The sequence below is a fragment of the Streptomyces sp. KMM 9044 genome (assembly GCF_024701375.2).
In the GTDB taxonomy this organism is placed as follows: Bacteria; Actinomycetota; Actinomycetes; order Streptomycetales; family Streptomycetaceae; genus Streptomyces.
In genome coordinates, this window is sequence record NZ_CP113910.1 from 2,947,481 (window position 1) to 2,962,159 (window position 14,679).

The window sequence follows — 14,679 nt, forward strand, 5'->3', positions numbered from 1 at the left end:
TACCTCAGGCCCCCTTGGCCGCGGTGCGGACCAGGACGAGGCCGCCGTTCGGACCGGGAACCGCGCCCTTGATGAGCAGCAGACCCTTCTCCGCGTCAACGGCGTGGACGGTCAGGTTCTGGGTGGTGACCCGCTCGTTGCCCATGCGGCCGGCCATGCGGAGGCCCTTGAACACACGGCCCGGGGTGGCGCAGCCACCGATGGAACCGGGAGAGCGGTGCTTGCGCTGGGTGCCGTGTCCGGCGCCGAGGCCCTTGAAGTTGTGACGCTTCATGACACCGGCGAAGCCCTTGCCCTTGCTCGTGCCGGTCACGTCGACCTTGATGCCGGCCTCGAAGACCTCGGCGGTGACTTCCTGACCGAGCGTGTACTCGGCGGCGTCGGCCGTGCGGATCTCGACGAGGTGGCGGCGGGGGGTGACGTCGGCCTTGGCGAAGTGACCCTTGAGGGGCTTGTTCACCTTGCGCGGGTCGATCTCGCCGAAGGCGATCTGGACGGACTCGTAGCCGTCGACATCGTTCGTGCGGACCTGGGTGACGACGTTGGGGTCGGCCTTGACGACGGTGACGGGAACGACACGGTTGTTCGCGTCCCACACCTGCGTCATGCCGAGCTTCTCGCCCAGGATGCCCTTGATCTGTTTCGTCATCTCTTCAGATCACCGGCCTCAGAGCTTGATCTCGATGTCGACACCGGCCGGGAGGTCGAGTCGCATCAGAGAGTCAACGGTCTTGGGGGTCGGGTCGAGGATGTCGATCAGACGCTTGTGCGTGCGCATCTCGAAGTGCTCGCGCGAGTCCTTGTACTTGTGCGGCGACTTGATGACGCAGTACACGTTCTTCTCAGTGGGCAGCGGCACCGGGCCCGCGACCGACGCACCAGTGCGAGTCACCGTCTCGACGATCTTCTTCGCCGAAGAGTCGATGACCTCGTGGTCGTAGGCCTTGAGCCGGATGCGGATCTTCTGTCCCGCCATGGCTGCTTCGTAGTCCTGTCTCTAGTAACGCTCCGGAACCCGGTGGTGTCCCGCTCTGTCACTCCACCCTCCCCTCCTCCGACCCACGCGGTCGGGCGTGTCGCGCTCCCGCTGACATGAATGTCCCTTGTCGGAACTTCCCTGCGTGGGAGTGCGGGCCCTTCCGGAACCGCGGGCGGGGGCGAGAGGCCCACCGGGTGCCTGGCCGGCACCCCGCTGACGCTTCCCGGAAGATTCCCGTACGTCCGCCCCTACATCTCTCGATGTATCGCGTAGGGCGACGAGTACTGTGGGACTCGCTTCCGGTCCCCCCGGCGGGAGGCGCGCAGCATCGGCACTCGACCGAGCAACCCCGTTAGTCTGCCATACGGGACATCGGCCTGGCCAATCGAGCGGGAGAGAATACCCCGGGGGTGGCGGGGGTCAAACCCGGCGGTGCCCCCGTCGGCGTGCACGCTTCCGCTCGACCCTGACGTCACGGGTTCGCCGGGGTGCCGCACCTGCCAGGACTCCGGCACCTTGATCCGGAAACCGCCCCGCGCGACGGTCAGTGCCTCCATGTAGCGGGCCATGACGCCGCACTCCCCCGTTCACGGCTCGACTGTCTGCGCCGACATCGCCCCATTGTTCGATGCGTGTGTGCGTTCAGCCCCGCTTGGCGACGGTGAGGAGTACGGCCGCGTCCTCGAGTGCCTCCAGGGCGTGCCGGGCAGGCGGGACGACGATCAGGTCGCCGGTCCGGCCCTCCCACGACGTCTCCCCGCTGGTGAGGCGGATCCGGCCGCGCAGTACCAGCAGGGTCGCCTCGCCGGGGTTCTCGTGCTCGGCGAGGGAGCTTCCGGCGGTCAGCGCGAGGAGGGTCTGGCGCAGGGTGTGCCTGTGGCCGCCGTGGACCGTGCTCGCGCTGCGGCCGGTGGAGGCGGCGTCAGCGCGTTCCAGGTGCTCGCGGGCGAGTGCCTCGAGGGAGAGCTTCTGCATGGGTCCGAGTCTCCACGGCCGGGTCGTGCGGGTACCAGGGCCATGTGGGTCAGTCCCCCGGTCCGGGCGGGGGAAGGCCCTCTGCCCTCCCCCGCCCGGACCGGGACCCGCACCGTCAGATGACGCCCTGCGCCAGAACCGCGTCCGCGACCCGCTCGAAGCCGGCGATGTTCGCACCCGTGACGTAGTCGCCGGGGGCGCCGTAGCGCTCGGCGGTCTCGGCGCAGGTGCGGTGGATGTCGGTCATGATGCGGGCCAGCTCGTTCTCGACCTGGTCGGCCTTCCACGTCGTACGCGACGCGTTCTGCGTCATCTCCAGCGCGCTGACCGCGACCCCGCCCGCGTTCGCCGCCTTGCCGGGTCCGAAGGCGACTCCGGCCTGCTGGAGAAGCTGCACCGCCTCCGGTGTCGTGGGCATGTTCGCACCCTCCGAGACGGCCTTCACACCGTTGCGGACGAGCGTGGCGGCCGAGTCCTCGTTCAGCTCGTTCTGCGTCGCCGACGGCAGGGCGATGTCGGCGGGGACCTCCCAGACCCGCCCGCCGGGCACGAACCGCGCGGAGGAGCCGCGCCGCTCGGCGTACGTGCTCACCCGGCCGCGCTCGACCTCCTTGATCTGGCTGAGCAGCTCCAGGTCGATGCCCTTCTCGTCGACGACGTAACCGCTGGAGTCGGAGCAGGTCACCGGGTTGGCGCCGAGGGCGATCAGCTTCTGGACGGTGTGGAGCGCGACGTTTCCGGAGCCGGAGACGACCGCGGTCTGGCCCTCGAGGTCCTCGCCGCGCTCGCGCAGCATCGCCTCGGCGAACAGCACGTTGCCGTACCCGGTCGCCTCCGGCCGGATCAGCGAGCCGCCCCAGCCGGCGCGCTTGCCGGTCAGGACGCCGCCCTCCCAGCGGTTGGTGATCCGCCGGTACTGGCCGAACAGGTAGCCGATCTCGCGCGCGCCGACGCCGATGTCGCCCGCCGGTACGTCGGTGTACTCGCCGATGTGCCGGTACAGCTCCGTCATGAAGGACTGGCAGAAGCGCATGACCTCCGTGTCGCTGCGGCCCTGCGGGTCGAAGTCGCTGCCCCCCTTGCCGCCGCCGATACCGAGCCCGGTCAGCGCGTTCTTGAAGACCTGCTCGAAGCCGAGGAACTTGATGATCCCCAGGTTCACGGAGGGGTGGAAACGCAGACCGCCCTTGTACGGGCCGAGGGCGCTGTTGTATTCGATCCGGAAGCCGCGGTTGACGTGCACCCGGCCCTGGTCGTCCTGCCACGGCACCCGGAAGATGATCTGCCGCTCCGGCTCGATCAACCGCTCGACGAGTCCGGGGTCCCGGTACTCGGAACGCGCCGCGAGCGCCGGCCCGAGGCTGTCCAGCACCTCGCGTGCGGCCTGGTGGAACTCGGGTTCGGCCGGATTGCGGCGCACGAGTTCGGCGCGGAGGTGGTCGAGCGAGGTGTGGGCGGGTCGCGTCGTCACGGGAGCCCTTTCTGGCACGGCTGCCACCGGAAGCCCGGCAGCCGGTACATCCGGTCTGGTCCGGTTCGGTGAGAGGTGACGCTCGGCGTCATTGCCGCGCGCAGGACACTTCAGTGTGACGCTTACGTCAACACGGTGACCAGCAGCCCACGGTTCGTACGCCACCATGTGAGACCGGAGGCCATAAACAACCCTACCGCCCCGATTCGCGTCGACACTCCTTTCGGGCTCTCGCGGGATTCGCCTCCGGTCCCCGGCCGCGGACGGCCCTCCCGCCCGGAAGCACGCTCCGCGTCACACGTTCCGGAGAACCCGTGTGACGGACACGGCGTCTGGCAGGTGTGAGATCACGCAGGAGAGCACTGCACGAGCTGGACGGGGAACAACTCCTCCGGCTGGTGGCCAGGGGCGACCGCGGGGCGTTCGAGGAGCTGTAGCAGCGCACGCCGCCGTGGCTGGCGGTCCGGCTGCGCCGACGATGCGCGGACGAGCAGATCGTCGCCGAGGTCCTGCGGGAGACGTACCTGGCGGTGTGGCGCGCTGCCGGCGCGTTCGCCGGCAGCGCGCCGGAGGCACGGCCGTCGGGTGGCTGCGGACGATCGCCGCACGTCGCCCCATCGGCGCCTTCCGGCGCCGGGCGCACCACGCCGAACCGCTGGTCGCCGCCGGGCCGGCGACGGTGCCCGCCTCGGAGGAGGAGGCGCTCGCCGCGAGTGCCGGCGGTGACGTAGGGGGCGCGTTACGGCGCCTGGCACCCTCGACGAGCGCGTCCGGCATCCACCCCGAAGACCTACGCCGGGGAGATCCGGACCACCGGCCCGAAGGTCCGGGCCGGGCGGAGGGCGATGGCCGTCGACGGGCTCGATTCTCGCTGGGCATCGGCACCCACGGCCTCCTCGGACGGGGCGGGAAAGACCACCCCGATCCGGGCCCTGACCACCGTGACGCGCCCCGCCTGGGGCGAACCGGAGCTGCTCGGCACCCCCGTGAGCGGGATGGGCGCCCACCGCGGGAGCTCGCCCCCGTCGGCTTCGTCGTCCGGGACGGCGCAGGCCAGACCGGTCTGGCCGCGCTCGGGGCGACGGTGTGCGGGGCACGGTCCGCATGGACCCTGCCGACCGGCTGGCTGGCGTTCCCCCTCCTCGCCCCTCCCCGGACCGGCATTGCGGGACAGGCGGGCGGCCGGCTGCTCCTGCCGGCCGGCACGGCGGCGGCCCCCGGACGCTTCCGTCTCGTCGGGGCTGGCGATCACCGGCAGGCTGTCCGGCCCCAGGACCAGAGGGCGCAGGGTGAGTGCGGGCCACTGAGGCGGGCCGATGTCGACCTGCCGGGACGCCCAGGCCGCGGTGGACCGGTCCGTGCACACGACGAGGAGGACCGGGGGAATGCCGTACTTGGCGCACCGGTGGGAGAGGTAGTACGCCCAGCTCGCGGGCTTGCCGGGGTCCCGTTCGCCCTGGGACTCGATCACCGGGACGAATTCGCCGTCCTCGGTGTCCATCCTCAGCAGCGTGTCCACCCGCCGCTCCACCGGACGGTTTTGTCCGTGAGGTTGGTGGGCAGCGGGGAGACGGGAACAGGCGGCGGAAAGGACACGCCGAGCCCTCTGACGGTACGGGCGAAGAGACCCGGGTCCTCCTGGAAGATCCGGTGCAGGGCCTCATGAGATGAGCTGACCACGATCCGAAGCGAGAGCCGCACCCCACTCCGTGGGCCGCATACGCCAACCCTTCCCGCGATCGAGTGACAGGCAGGACGCGGAGACTGACACCACCGGTCACCGGCTCCCGGCACCGCGAAAGGGCCCGCACGACCGAAGTCGTGCGGGCCCTCTCAGGTGCTCGCGGTGGAGCGACCCGGTCGGATCAGCGAGCAGCCGGAGCTTACTTGTTGATCTTGGTGACCTGGCCGGCGCCCACGGTCCGGCCACCCTCACGGATGGCGAACTTCAGGCCCTCTTCCATGGCGATGGGCTGGATGAGCTCCACCTTCATCTCGGTGTTGTCACCCGGCATGACCATCTCGGTGCCCTCGGGAAGGGTCACGACGCCGGTCACGTCCGTCGTACGGAAGTAGAACTGCGGACGGTAGTTGTTGAAGAAGGGGGTGTGACGGCCACCCTCGTCCTTCGACAGGATGTAGGCCTGGGCCTCGAACTCGGTGTGCGGGGTGACCGAACCGGGCTTGATGATGACCTGGCCGCGCTCGACGTCCTCACGCTTGATGCCGCGGAGCAGCAGACCGACGTTCTCACCGGCCTGACCCTCGTCGAGCAGCTTGCGGAACATCTCGATGCCGGTGACCGTGGTGGTGGTCTTCTCCTGCTTGATGCCCACGATGTCAACGGTCTCGTTGACCTTGAGGATGCCGCGCTCGATACGGCCGGTGACAACGGTGCCACGACCGGTGATCGTGAAGACGTCCTCGATCGGCATCAGGAACGGCTTGTCGACGTCACGCTCGGGCTGCGGGATGTTCTCGTCGACGGCCTTCATCAGGTCGAGGACGGTCTGGCCCCACTCCTTGTCGCCCTCAAGGGCCTTGAGGGCCGAGACCTTGACGACCGGCAGGTCGTCGCCCGGGAACTCGTACTCGGAGAGCAGCTCGCGGACCTCGAGCTCGACGAGCTCCAGGATCTCCTCGTCGTCCACCATGTCGGCCTTGTTCAGCGCGACGACGATGTACGGCACGCCGACCTGGCGGGCCAGGAGCACGTGCTCCTTGGTCTGCGGCATCGGGCCGTCGGTCGCGGCGACCACGAGGATGGCGCCGTCCATCTGCGCCGCACCCGTGATCATGTTCTTGATGTAGTCCGCGTGACCGGGGCAGTCGACGTGGGCGTAGTGCCGCGTCTCGGTCTGGTACTCGACGTGCGCGATGGAGATGGTGATACCGCGCTGGCGCTCCTCGGGAGCCTTGTCGATCTGGTCGAAGGCCGAGGCCTCGTTCAGGTCCGGGTACGCGTCATGCAGCACCTTGGTAATGGCGGCCGTGAGGGTCGTCTTACCGTGGTCGATGTGACCGATGGTGCCGATGTTGACGTGCGGCTTAGTCCGCTCGAACTTCGCCTTCGCCACTGGGGTCCTCCTGTGGAGTGGTTCTGTACGCCTTACTCATCGGCGCCAGGTGATCTTTGCTGGAAAGCCCGGGGCCGGGGGCATTCCGCCGAGTTCCGGCGGAATGCCCCAAGCAGGCTCCGGGGTCAAGCCTAAAGCGTGCGAACGGTGTCCGTTACTCGCCCTTGGCCTTCGCGATGATCTCCTCGGCGACGTTCCGCGGAACCTCGGCGTAGGAGTCGAACTGCATCGAGTAGCTTGCGCGACCCGACGTCTTGCTGCGGAGGTCCCCGACGTAGCCGAACATCTCCGAAAGGGGCACAAGGCCCTTCACGACGCGAGCACCGGCCCGCTCCTCCATGGCCTGGATCTGGCCACGGCGGGAGTTGATGTCGCCGATGACCTCACCCATGTAGTCCTCGGGCGTGGTGACCTCGACGGCCATCATCGGCTCGAGAAGCACGGGCGAAGCCTTGCGCGCGGCTTCCTTGAACGCCTGCGAACCGGCGATCTTGAACGCGAGCTCGGAGGAGTCCACCTCGTGGTAGCCACCGTCGATGAGCGTGACGCGCACGCCCGTCATCTCGTAGCCGGCGAGGATGCCGAACTGCATGGCCTCCTGCGCGCCGGCGTCCACCGAAGGAATGTACTCCTTCGGGATGCGGCCACCGGTCACCTTGTTCACGAACTCGTACGAGATGTCGCCGCCCTCGATGGGCTCGATCGCGATCTGCACCTTGGCGAACTGGCCGGTACCACCGGTCTGCTTCTTGTGGGTGTAGTCCACGCGCTCGACGGTCTTGCGGATCGTCTCACGGTAGGCGACCTGCGGCTTGCCGACGTTGGCCTCGACCTTGAACTCACGGCGCATGCGGTCGACCAGCACCTCGAGGTGCAGCTCGCCCATACCACCGATGATGGTCTGGCCCGTCTCCTCGTCCGAGTGAACCTGGAAGGACGGGTCCTCCTCGGCCAGGCGCTGGATCGCGACGCCCAGCTTCTCCTGGTCACCCTTCGACTTGGGCTCGATGGCGACCTGGATGACCGGCGCCGGGAAGTCCATGGACTCCAGGATCACCGGGCTCTTGTCGTCGGACAGCGTCTCACCGGTGGTGGTCTGCTTCAGGCCCATGACGGCGACGATGTCACCGGCGCCCACCGACGCGATCTCCTCACGCTTGTTCGCGTGCATGCGGTAGATCTTGCCGATGCGCTCCTTCTTGCCCTTGACGGAGTTCAGCACGGCGGTGCCGGACTCCAGGCGGCCCGAGTACACCCGGACGAAGGTGAGCTTGCCGAGGTGCGGGTCGCTCATGATCTTGAAGGCGAGGGCCGCGAGCGGCTCGTCCTCGGACGGCTTGCGCTTGACCACGACCTCGGGGTCCTTGACGTCGTGGCCCTCGATGGCCTCGACGTCGAGCGGGGTCGGGAGGTAGCGCACGACCGCGTCGAGCAGGGGCTGGACGCCCTTGTTCTTGAACGCGGTACCGCAGAACACCGGGGTGACCGTGGTGTCCTCGGACTTTCCGGAGGCGATGGTGATGCGACGGATCGCGGCGTACAGCTGCTCCTCGGTGGGCTCCTGGCCCTCCAGGTACAGCTCCATGATCTCTTCGTCGTTCTCCGCGACGGCCTCGACCAGCTTGCCGCGCCACTCCTCGGCGGCCTCGGTGTGCGTGGCCGGGATGTCGACGGTGTCGTACATCTCGCCCTTGGCCGCGTCGGCGGACCACACGAGCGCCTTCATGCGGACCAGGTCCACGACGCCCTTGAAGTCGGCCTCGGCGCCGATCGGCAGCTGCATGACCAGCGGCTGCGCGCCCAGGCGGTCCTTGATCATGTCGACGCAGCGGTGGAACTCCGCGCCGGTACGGTCGAGCTTGTTGACGAAGCAGATACGCGGCACGCCGTAACGGTCGGCCTGACGCCACACCGTCTCGGACTGCGGCTCGACACCGGCGACGCCGTCGAACACGGTCACGGCACCGTCGAGCACACGCAGGGAACGCTCCACCTCGACGGTGAAGTCGACGTGCCCCGGGGTGTCGATGATGTTGATCGTGTAGTCGTCGTCCTCGAGCGGCCAGTGACAGGTGGTCGCAGCAGACGTGATCGTGATGCCACGCTCCTGCTCCTGCTCCATCCAGTCCATCGTGGCAGCGCCGTCGTGGACCTCACCGATCTTGTACGAGACGCCGGTGTAGAACAGGATCCGCTCGGTGGTGGTCGTCTTGCCCGCGTCGATGTGGGCCATGATCCCGATGTTGCGGACCTTGGCCAGGTCAAGTGAAGTGGTAGCCATAAGGCTTCAGTCTTCTCTCGGTCTCGATGTGGGTAGCGACTACCAGCGGTAGTGCGCGAAGGCCTTGTTGGACTCGGCCATCTTGTGCGTGTCCTCGCGCTTCTTCACCGCGGCACCGAGGCCGTTGCTGGCGTCGAGGAGTTCGTTGAGCAGACGCTCGGTCATGGTCTTCTCGCGACGGGCGCGGGAGTAACCCACCAGCCAGCGCAGCGCCAGGGTGTTGGCTCGGCCGGGCTTGACCTCGATCGGCACCTGGTAGGTGGCGCCACCGACACGGCGGGACTTGACCTCGAGGGTCGGCTTGATGTTCTCGAGAGCGCGCTTCAGCGTGATGACCGGGTCGTTGCCCGTCTTCTCACGAAGGCCCTCCATGGCGCCGTAGACGATGCGCTCGGCGGTGGAGCGCTTGCCGTTCAGCAGCACCTTGTTGATGAGCGACGTGACAAGAGGAGAACCGTAGACCGGGTCGATGATGACCGGGCGCTTCGGGGCGGGGCCCTTACGAGGCATTCTTACTTCTCCTTCTTGGCGCCGTAGCGGCTGCGGGCCTGCTTGCGGTTCTTGACACCCTGGGTGTCGAGCGAACCGCGGATGATCTTGTAGCGAACACCCGGCAGGTCCTTCACACGGCCGCCGCGCACGAGCACGATGGAGTGCTCCTGCAGGTTGTGTCCCTCACCCGGAATGTAGGCGGTGACCTCGATCCCGCTGGTCAGACGCACACGCGCGACCTTACGCAGGGCCGAGTTCGGCTTCTTCGGGGTGGTCGTGAACACACGCGTGCAGACGCCGCGACGCTGGGGCGAACCCTCGAGCGCGGGCGTCTTGTTCTTCTCGACCTTGTCCTGCCGGCCCTTCCGGACCAGCTGCTGGATCGTAGGCACTACTTCTCCGGTTTCTGTGTGCCGAATGGTGAAGCTAACCTGGAACATCTCCGACCCACGCGGTCGGGTGTGTCGAATCCCGCGGACTCCCACCGCCAGGCAGAAAGAGACGCATGATCACGGCGGCCGTTCACAGCCTCCGATGCGGGTGATGGCACGCACGGAGACCAGGGCACACCCCAGGCACAAGGTCTGAGCGTACCTATAGCATCGGCTGCGGTCAAAACAAATGGGCCTTCACCCCACCGCCGCGCGAAGCAAGTGAAGCCCGGACATGGCCAACGATCTTCGAATGGACGCTCTCCGGCCCTTCCGGACACCGCCCACCGGCCGGCCGGACGTCAGCCGGACGCGCTGAACAGAACCATCAGCATGACCAGCAGAGCCCAGCTGGCCGTGGACAGCCAGCCGAGCACCAGCCCGGTCATCGCGTATCCATCACCGCTCTCCCCCGTCCGCCGGATCTCCGTACGGGCCACGTGCCCGAGGATCACGGCCGGAATACCGGTCAGGCCACCCGTCGCCAGGCACAGCACCCCGCACACCATGGCCCCGACCGCCTTCTCGTTGGTCTTGGGCGGCCGGGCCAGGAACGTCGCCGGCGGCATGACGGGAACGGCGTGCTGCATCGCGGCGGTCTGCGGTACGGGCCCCTGCGGCAGGTCGGCCACCAGCAGCGTCAGATCCGCCACCGTACGCATCTGGCAGGCCCGCGCCACCCGGCGCTCGAGCTCCTGCTGGTCCAGTCGGCCCTCGGCGTACCCGGCCCGCAGCACGTCCACCGTGCGCTCCCGGTCGGCGTGCGAGGCCAGCATCGGGGGCCCGCCCTGCGGCGGTCCGACCGGTCCACCCGGTCCGCTCCACGGCTGCGGAACGCCTCGCCCCTGCCAGGGCTGCCACGGCGGATACGGCGACTGCGACACCCGATACCTCCCCCGACTGCACGTGTCATCCATGATGCGCCCCCGCAAAGCCGTCCGGCACCGCCGCGCGTCACAAAACCGGTACAGGTCACGAGAACGCCGCGGGGCGGCCACCCCCGTACGAAACGGAAGTGACCGCCCTGCGGTACGTCGAGCGACCCGCTTACTGGTTGTACGGACCGTAGTCGTAGTCCTCCAGCGGAACGGCCTGGCCGGAGCCCGTACCGAACGGCGAGTAGTCGATGTCGTCGTAGCCGACGGCCGAGTACATCGCGGCCTTGGCCTCCTCGGTCGGCTCGACCCGGATGTTGCGGTAGCGGGACAGACCCGTACCGGCCGGGATGAGCTTACCGATGATGACGTTCTCCTTGAGGCCGATCAGGGAGTCGGACTTGGCGTTGATCGCCGCGTCCGTGAGGACCCTGGTCGTCTCCTGGAAGGACGCCGCCGACAGCCACGACTCGGTCGCCAGCGAGGCCTTGGTGATACCCATCAGCTGCGGACGGCCGGAAGCGGGGTGACCGCCCTCCTGCACCACACGACGGTTCTCGGTCTCGAACTTCGACCGCTCGACCAGCTCACCGGGCAGCAGCTCGGCGTCGCCGGACTCGATGATCGTCACACGGCGGAGCATCTGCCGGATGATGATCTCGATGTGCTTGTCGTGGATCGACACGCCCTGCGAGTTGTAGACCTTCTGGACCTCGCCGACCAGGTGGACCTGGACGGCCCGCTGACCCAGGATGCGCAGCACGTCGTGCGGGTTGGTGGCACCCACGGTGAGCTTCTGGCCCACCTCGACGTGATCACCCTCGCCGACCAGCAGACGGGAACGCTTCGAGATCGGGAACGCCGTCTCGTCGCTGCCGTCGTCCGGGGTGACGACGATCTTCTTCGTCTTCTCGGTCTCCTCGATCCGGATGCGGCCGGCGGCCTCGGAGATCGGGGCGACACCCTTCGGGGTACGGGCCTCGAAGAGCTCGACGACACGCGGCAGACCCTGCGTGATGTCGTCACCGGCCACACCACCGGTGTGGAAGGTACGCATCGTCAGCTGGGTACCGGGCTCACCGATGGACTGGGCGGCGATGATGCCGACCGCCTCACCGATGTCGACCAGCTTGCCGGTCGCCAGCGAACGGCCGTAGCACATGGCGCAGGTGCCGACGGCGGACTCGCAGGTCAGGATCGAACGGGTCTTGACCTCCTCGACGCCGTGGTGCACCAGCTGGTCGATGAGCACGTCACCGAGGTCCACGTTGGCCGGCGCGATCACCTTGCCGTCGATGACGACGTCCTCGGCGAGCATGCGGGCGTAGACGCTGGTCTCGACGTCGTCCGTCTTGCGCAGGGTGCCGTCGGCATCGCGCTGGGCGATCCGCAGCTTCAGACCGCGCTCGGTGCCGCAGTCCTCCTCGCGGATGATGACGTCCTGCGAGACGTCGACCAGACGACGGGTGAGGTAACCCGAGTCGGCGGTACGCAGAGCGGTGTCCGCCAGACCCTTACGGGCACCGTGCGTGGAGATGAAGTACTCCAGCACGGACAGACCCTCACGGAACGACGCCTTGATGGGCCGCGGGATCGTCTCGTTCTTCGCGTTCGACACCAGACCGCGCATACCGGCGATCTGACGCATCTGCATCATGTTGCCTCGTGCACCCGAGTTCACCATCATGAAGATCGGGTTGGTCTTCGGGAAGTTGTCGTTCATCGCCTCGGCAACCTCGTTGGTCGCCTTGGTCCAGATCGCGATGAGCTCCTGCGTGCGCTCGTCCTTGGTGATCAGACCGCGCTCGTACTGCTTCTGGACCTTTTCGTCCTGCGCCTCGTACCCGCGGACGATCTCCTTCTTCGCCTCGGGAACGACGACGTCGGAGATGGCCACGGTGACGCCGGAACGGGTCGCCCAGTGGAAGCCGGCCGCCTTCAGGTTGTCGAGCGTCGCCGCCACGATGACCTTCGGGTAGCGCTCGGCGAGGTCGTTGACGATCTCGGAGAGCTGCTTCTTGCCGACCTCGTAGTCGACGAACGGGTAGTCCTCGGGCAGCAGCTCGTTGAAGAGCGCGCGGCCCAGCGTGGTGTTCAGCCGGAAGCTGTCACCCTGCTGCCACGCCCTCTCCCCGGCGCCGTCGTCGCCTTCCTCCCGCACCGGCGGCATCCAGCCACGCGGCGGAATGGTGCCGACCGGGAAGCGGACGTCGATCCGCGACTGGAGCGACAGCTCGCCCGCGTCGAAGGCCATGATCGCCTCGGCGACCGAGGCGAAGGAACGCTCCTCGCCCTTGAGGTCGCGCATCTCGCCGTCGGTGGTGAGGAAGAACAGACCGAGGACCATGTCCTGGGTCGGCATCGTCACCGGACGGCCGTCGGCGGGCTTGAGGATGTTGTTCGAGGACAGCATCAGGATGCGGGCCTCGGCCTGCGCCTCCGCGGACAGCGGCAGGTGCACGGCCATCTGGTCACCGTCGAAGTCCGCGTTGAACGCGGTGCAGACGAGCGGGTGGATCTGGATGGCCTTGCCCTCGACCAGCTGCGGCTCGAACGCCTGGATGCCGAGGCGGTGCAGCGTGGGCGCACGGTTCAGCAGAACCGGGTGCTCCGCGATGACCTCTTCGAGCACGTCGTACACGACCGTGCGGCCACGCTCGACCATGCGCTTGGCGCTCTTGATGTTCTGCGCGTGGTTCAGGTCGACCAGGCGCTTCATCACGAACGGCTTGAAGAGCTCCAGCGCCATCGCCTTCGGCAGACCGCACTGGTGCAGCTTCAGCTGCGGACCGACGACGATCACGGAACGCGCCGAGTAGTCCACGCGCTTGCCGAGCAGGTTCTGACGGAAGCGGCCCTGCTTGCCCTTGAGCATGTCGGACAGCGACTTCAGCGGACGGTTGCCGGGGCCCGTCACCGGACGGCCACGACGGCCGTTGTCGAAGAGCGCGTCCACGGCCTCCTGGAGCATGCGCTTCTCGTTGTTCACGATGATCTCGGGCGCGCCGAGGTCGAGAAGCCGCTTCAGGCGGTTGTTGCGGTTGATGACGCGGCGGTACAGGTCGTTCAGGTCGGAGGTCGCGAAGCGGCCACCGTCCAGCTGCACCATCGGACGCAGGTCCGGCGGGATGACCGGCACGCAGTCCAGCACCATGCCCTTGGGGCTGTTGCTGGTCTGCAGGAACGCGGAGACGACCTTGAGGCGCTTGAGCGCACGGGTCTTCTTCTGGCCCTTGCCGGTACGGATGATCTCGCGGAGACGCTCGGCCTCCTCCTCGAGGTCGAAGGACTCCAGGCGCTTCTGCAGCGCCGCGGCACCCATCGAACCGTCGAAGTACGTGCCGAAGCGGTCCCGCAGCTCGCGGTAGAGCAGTTCGTCGCCCTCCAGGTCCTGGACCTTGAGGTTCTTGAACCGGTTCCACACCTCGTCGAGACGGTCGATCTCGCGCTGCGCACGGTCGCGCAGCTGCTTCATCTCACGCTCGGCGCCCTCGCGCACCTTGCGGCGCACGTCGGCCTTGGCACCCTCGGCCTCGAGCTCGGCCAGGTCGGTCTCGAGCTTCTTGGCCCGGGCCTCCAGGTCGGCGTCGCGACGGTTCTCCACCTGCTGGCGCTCGACGGAGACGTGCGCCTCCAGCGAGGGCAGGTCGCGGGTGCGGCGCTCCTCGTCGACGAACGTGATCATGTACGCCGCGAAGTAGATGACCTTCTCCAGGTCCTTCGGGGCGAGGTCGAGCAGGTAGCCGAGGCGCGACGGAACGCCCTTGAAGTACCAGATGTGCGTGACGGGGGCGGCGAGCTCGATGTGGCCCATCCGCTCACGGCGCACCTTGGCGCGCGTGACCTCGACGCCACAGCGCTCGCAGATGATGCCCTTGAAGCGGACACGCTTGTACTTGCCGCAGTAGCACTCCCAGTCCCGGGTCGGACCGAAGATCTTCTCGCAGAAGAGTCCGTCCTTCTCGGGCTTGAGGGTGCGGTAGTTGATGGTCTCGGGCTTCTTGACCTCGCCGTGGCTCCACTGACGGATGTCGTCCGCGGTGGCCAGGCCGATCCGGAGCTCATCGAAGAAGTTGACGTCGAGCACTATGCGTCAAT

The 14,679-nt window shown here is 67.8% G+C and carries 11 protein-coding genes and 1 pseudogene; 1 reads left to right on the forward strand and 11 read right to left on the reverse strand.

Going from position 1 to position 14,679, the window contains the following annotated elements:
- Nucleotides 1-4: 4 nt before the first annotated feature.
- From rplC to gdhA, 4 genes are all read right to left on the reverse strand, one after another.
- Nucleotides 5-649 (reverse strand): 50S ribosomal protein L3, encoded by a 645-nt coding sequence (rplC, locus tag HUV60_RS13100; protein WP_257851095.1) that lies wholly within the window; start codon nucleotides 647-649, stop codon nucleotides 5-7.
- An 18-nt stretch (nucleotides 650-667) separates the two neighbouring features.
- Nucleotides 668-976 carry a 30S ribosomal protein S10 gene (gene rpsJ, locus HUV60_RS13105; protein WP_003948644.1) on the reverse strand — a complete coding sequence of 103 codons (309 nt, stop codon included), beginning with the start codon at nucleotides 974-976 and terminating at the stop codon, nucleotides 668-670.
- A gap of 645 nt (nucleotides 977-1,621) precedes the next feature.
- Nucleotides 1,622-1,954 (reverse strand): cupin domain-containing protein, encoded by a 333-nt coding sequence (locus tag HUV60_RS13110; protein ID WP_257851093.1) that lies wholly within the window; start codon nucleotides 1,952-1,954, stop codon nucleotides 1,622-1,624.
- Between the two features lie 115 nt (nucleotides 1,955-2,069).
- The gene (gene gdhA, locus HUV60_RS13115; RefSeq protein WP_257851092.1) at nucleotides 2,070-3,425 is read right to left on the reverse strand and encodes an NADP-specific glutamate dehydrogenase; all 1,356 of its coding nucleotides are present in this window, start codon (nucleotides 3,423-3,425) and stop codon (nucleotides 2,070-2,072) included.
- A 455-nt stretch (nucleotides 3,426-3,880) separates the two neighbouring features.
- On the opposite strand from gdhA, the pseudogene HUV60_RS13120 reads away from it, so the two are divergent.
- A pseudogene (locus HUV60_RS13120) lies at nucleotides 3,881-4,182 on the forward strand (RNA polymerase subunit sigma-24); the annotation flags it as partial.
- 33 nt (nucleotides 4,183-4,215) lie between these two features.
- Here HUV60_RS13120 and HUV60_RS33910 read toward each other — a convergent pair.
- The 7 genes from HUV60_RS33910 to HUV60_RS13155 form a co-directional block, all read right to left on the reverse strand.
- Entirely contained in the window at nucleotides 4,216-4,944 is a 729-nt protein-coding gene (locus HUV60_RS33910; RefSeq protein WP_443047284.1) for a hypothetical protein, read from the reverse strand.
- Between the two features lie 364 nt (nucleotides 4,945-5,308).
- Nucleotides 5,309-6,502, reverse strand: coding sequence for an elongation factor Tu (tuf, locus tag HUV60_RS13130; protein ID WP_042165064.1), 1,194 nt, complete (start codon nucleotides 6,500-6,502; stop codon nucleotides 5,309-5,311).
- A gap of 154 nt (nucleotides 6,503-6,656) precedes the next feature.
- The gene (gene fusA, locus HUV60_RS13135) at nucleotides 6,657-8,783 is read right to left on the reverse strand and encodes an elongation factor G (protein WP_257851091.1); all 2,127 of its coding nucleotides are present in this window, start codon (nucleotides 8,781-8,783) and stop codon (nucleotides 6,657-6,659) included.
- 39 nt (nucleotides 8,784-8,822) lie between these two features.
- Nucleotides 8,823-9,293, reverse strand: a complete 471-nt coding sequence (gene rpsG, locus HUV60_RS13140) for a 30S ribosomal protein S7 (RefSeq protein WP_003974303.1) — start codon at nucleotides 9,291-9,293, stop codon at nucleotides 8,823-8,825.
- Between the two features lie 2 nt (nucleotides 9,294-9,295).
- Nucleotides 9,296-9,667, reverse strand: a complete 372-nt coding sequence (gene rpsL, locus HUV60_RS13145) for a 30S ribosomal protein S12 (protein ID WP_003948652.1) — start codon at nucleotides 9,665-9,667, stop codon at nucleotides 9,296-9,298.
- Between the two features lie 341 nt (nucleotides 9,668-10,008).
- Nucleotides 10,009-10,482: a DUF1707 and DUF4190 domain-containing protein gene (locus HUV60_RS13150; RefSeq protein ID WP_257851090.1), complete on the reverse strand. Its 474-nt coding sequence runs from the start codon at nucleotides 10,480-10,482 to the stop codon at nucleotides 10,009-10,011.
- A gap of 271 nt (nucleotides 10,483-10,753) precedes the next feature.
- A complete protein-coding gene (locus tag HUV60_RS13155) occupies nucleotides 10,754-14,668 on the reverse strand; it encodes a DNA-directed RNA polymerase subunit beta' (RefSeq protein ID WP_257851089.1) in 3,915 nt (1,304 codons plus the stop codon).
- Nucleotides 14,669-14,679: the final 11 nt, after the last annotated feature.

Coding starts and splice junctions, on each gene's coding strand:
- fusA (WP_257851091.1), bottom strand. CDS start 8,783: ATGGCTACCACTTCACTTGACCTGGCCAAGGTCCGCAACATCGGGATC.
- rplC (WP_257851095.1), bottom strand. CDS start 649: ATGACGAAACAGATCAAGGGCATCCTGGGCGAGAAGCTCGGCATGACG.
- HUV60_RS13110 (WP_257851093.1), bottom strand. CDS start 1,954: ATGCAGAAGCTCTCCCTCGAGGCACTCGCCCGCGAGCACCTGGAACGC.
- HUV60_RS13150 (WP_257851090.1), bottom strand. CDS start 10,482: ATGCTGGCCTCGCACGCCGACCGGGAGCGCACGGTGGACGTGCTGCGG.
- rpsJ (WP_003948644.1), bottom strand. CDS start 976: ATGGCGGGACAGAAGATCCGCATCCGGCTCAAGGCCTACGACCACGAG.
- rpsG (WP_003974303.1), bottom strand. CDS start 9,293: ATGCCTCGTAAGGGCCCCGCCCCGAAGCGCCCGGTCATCATCGACCCG.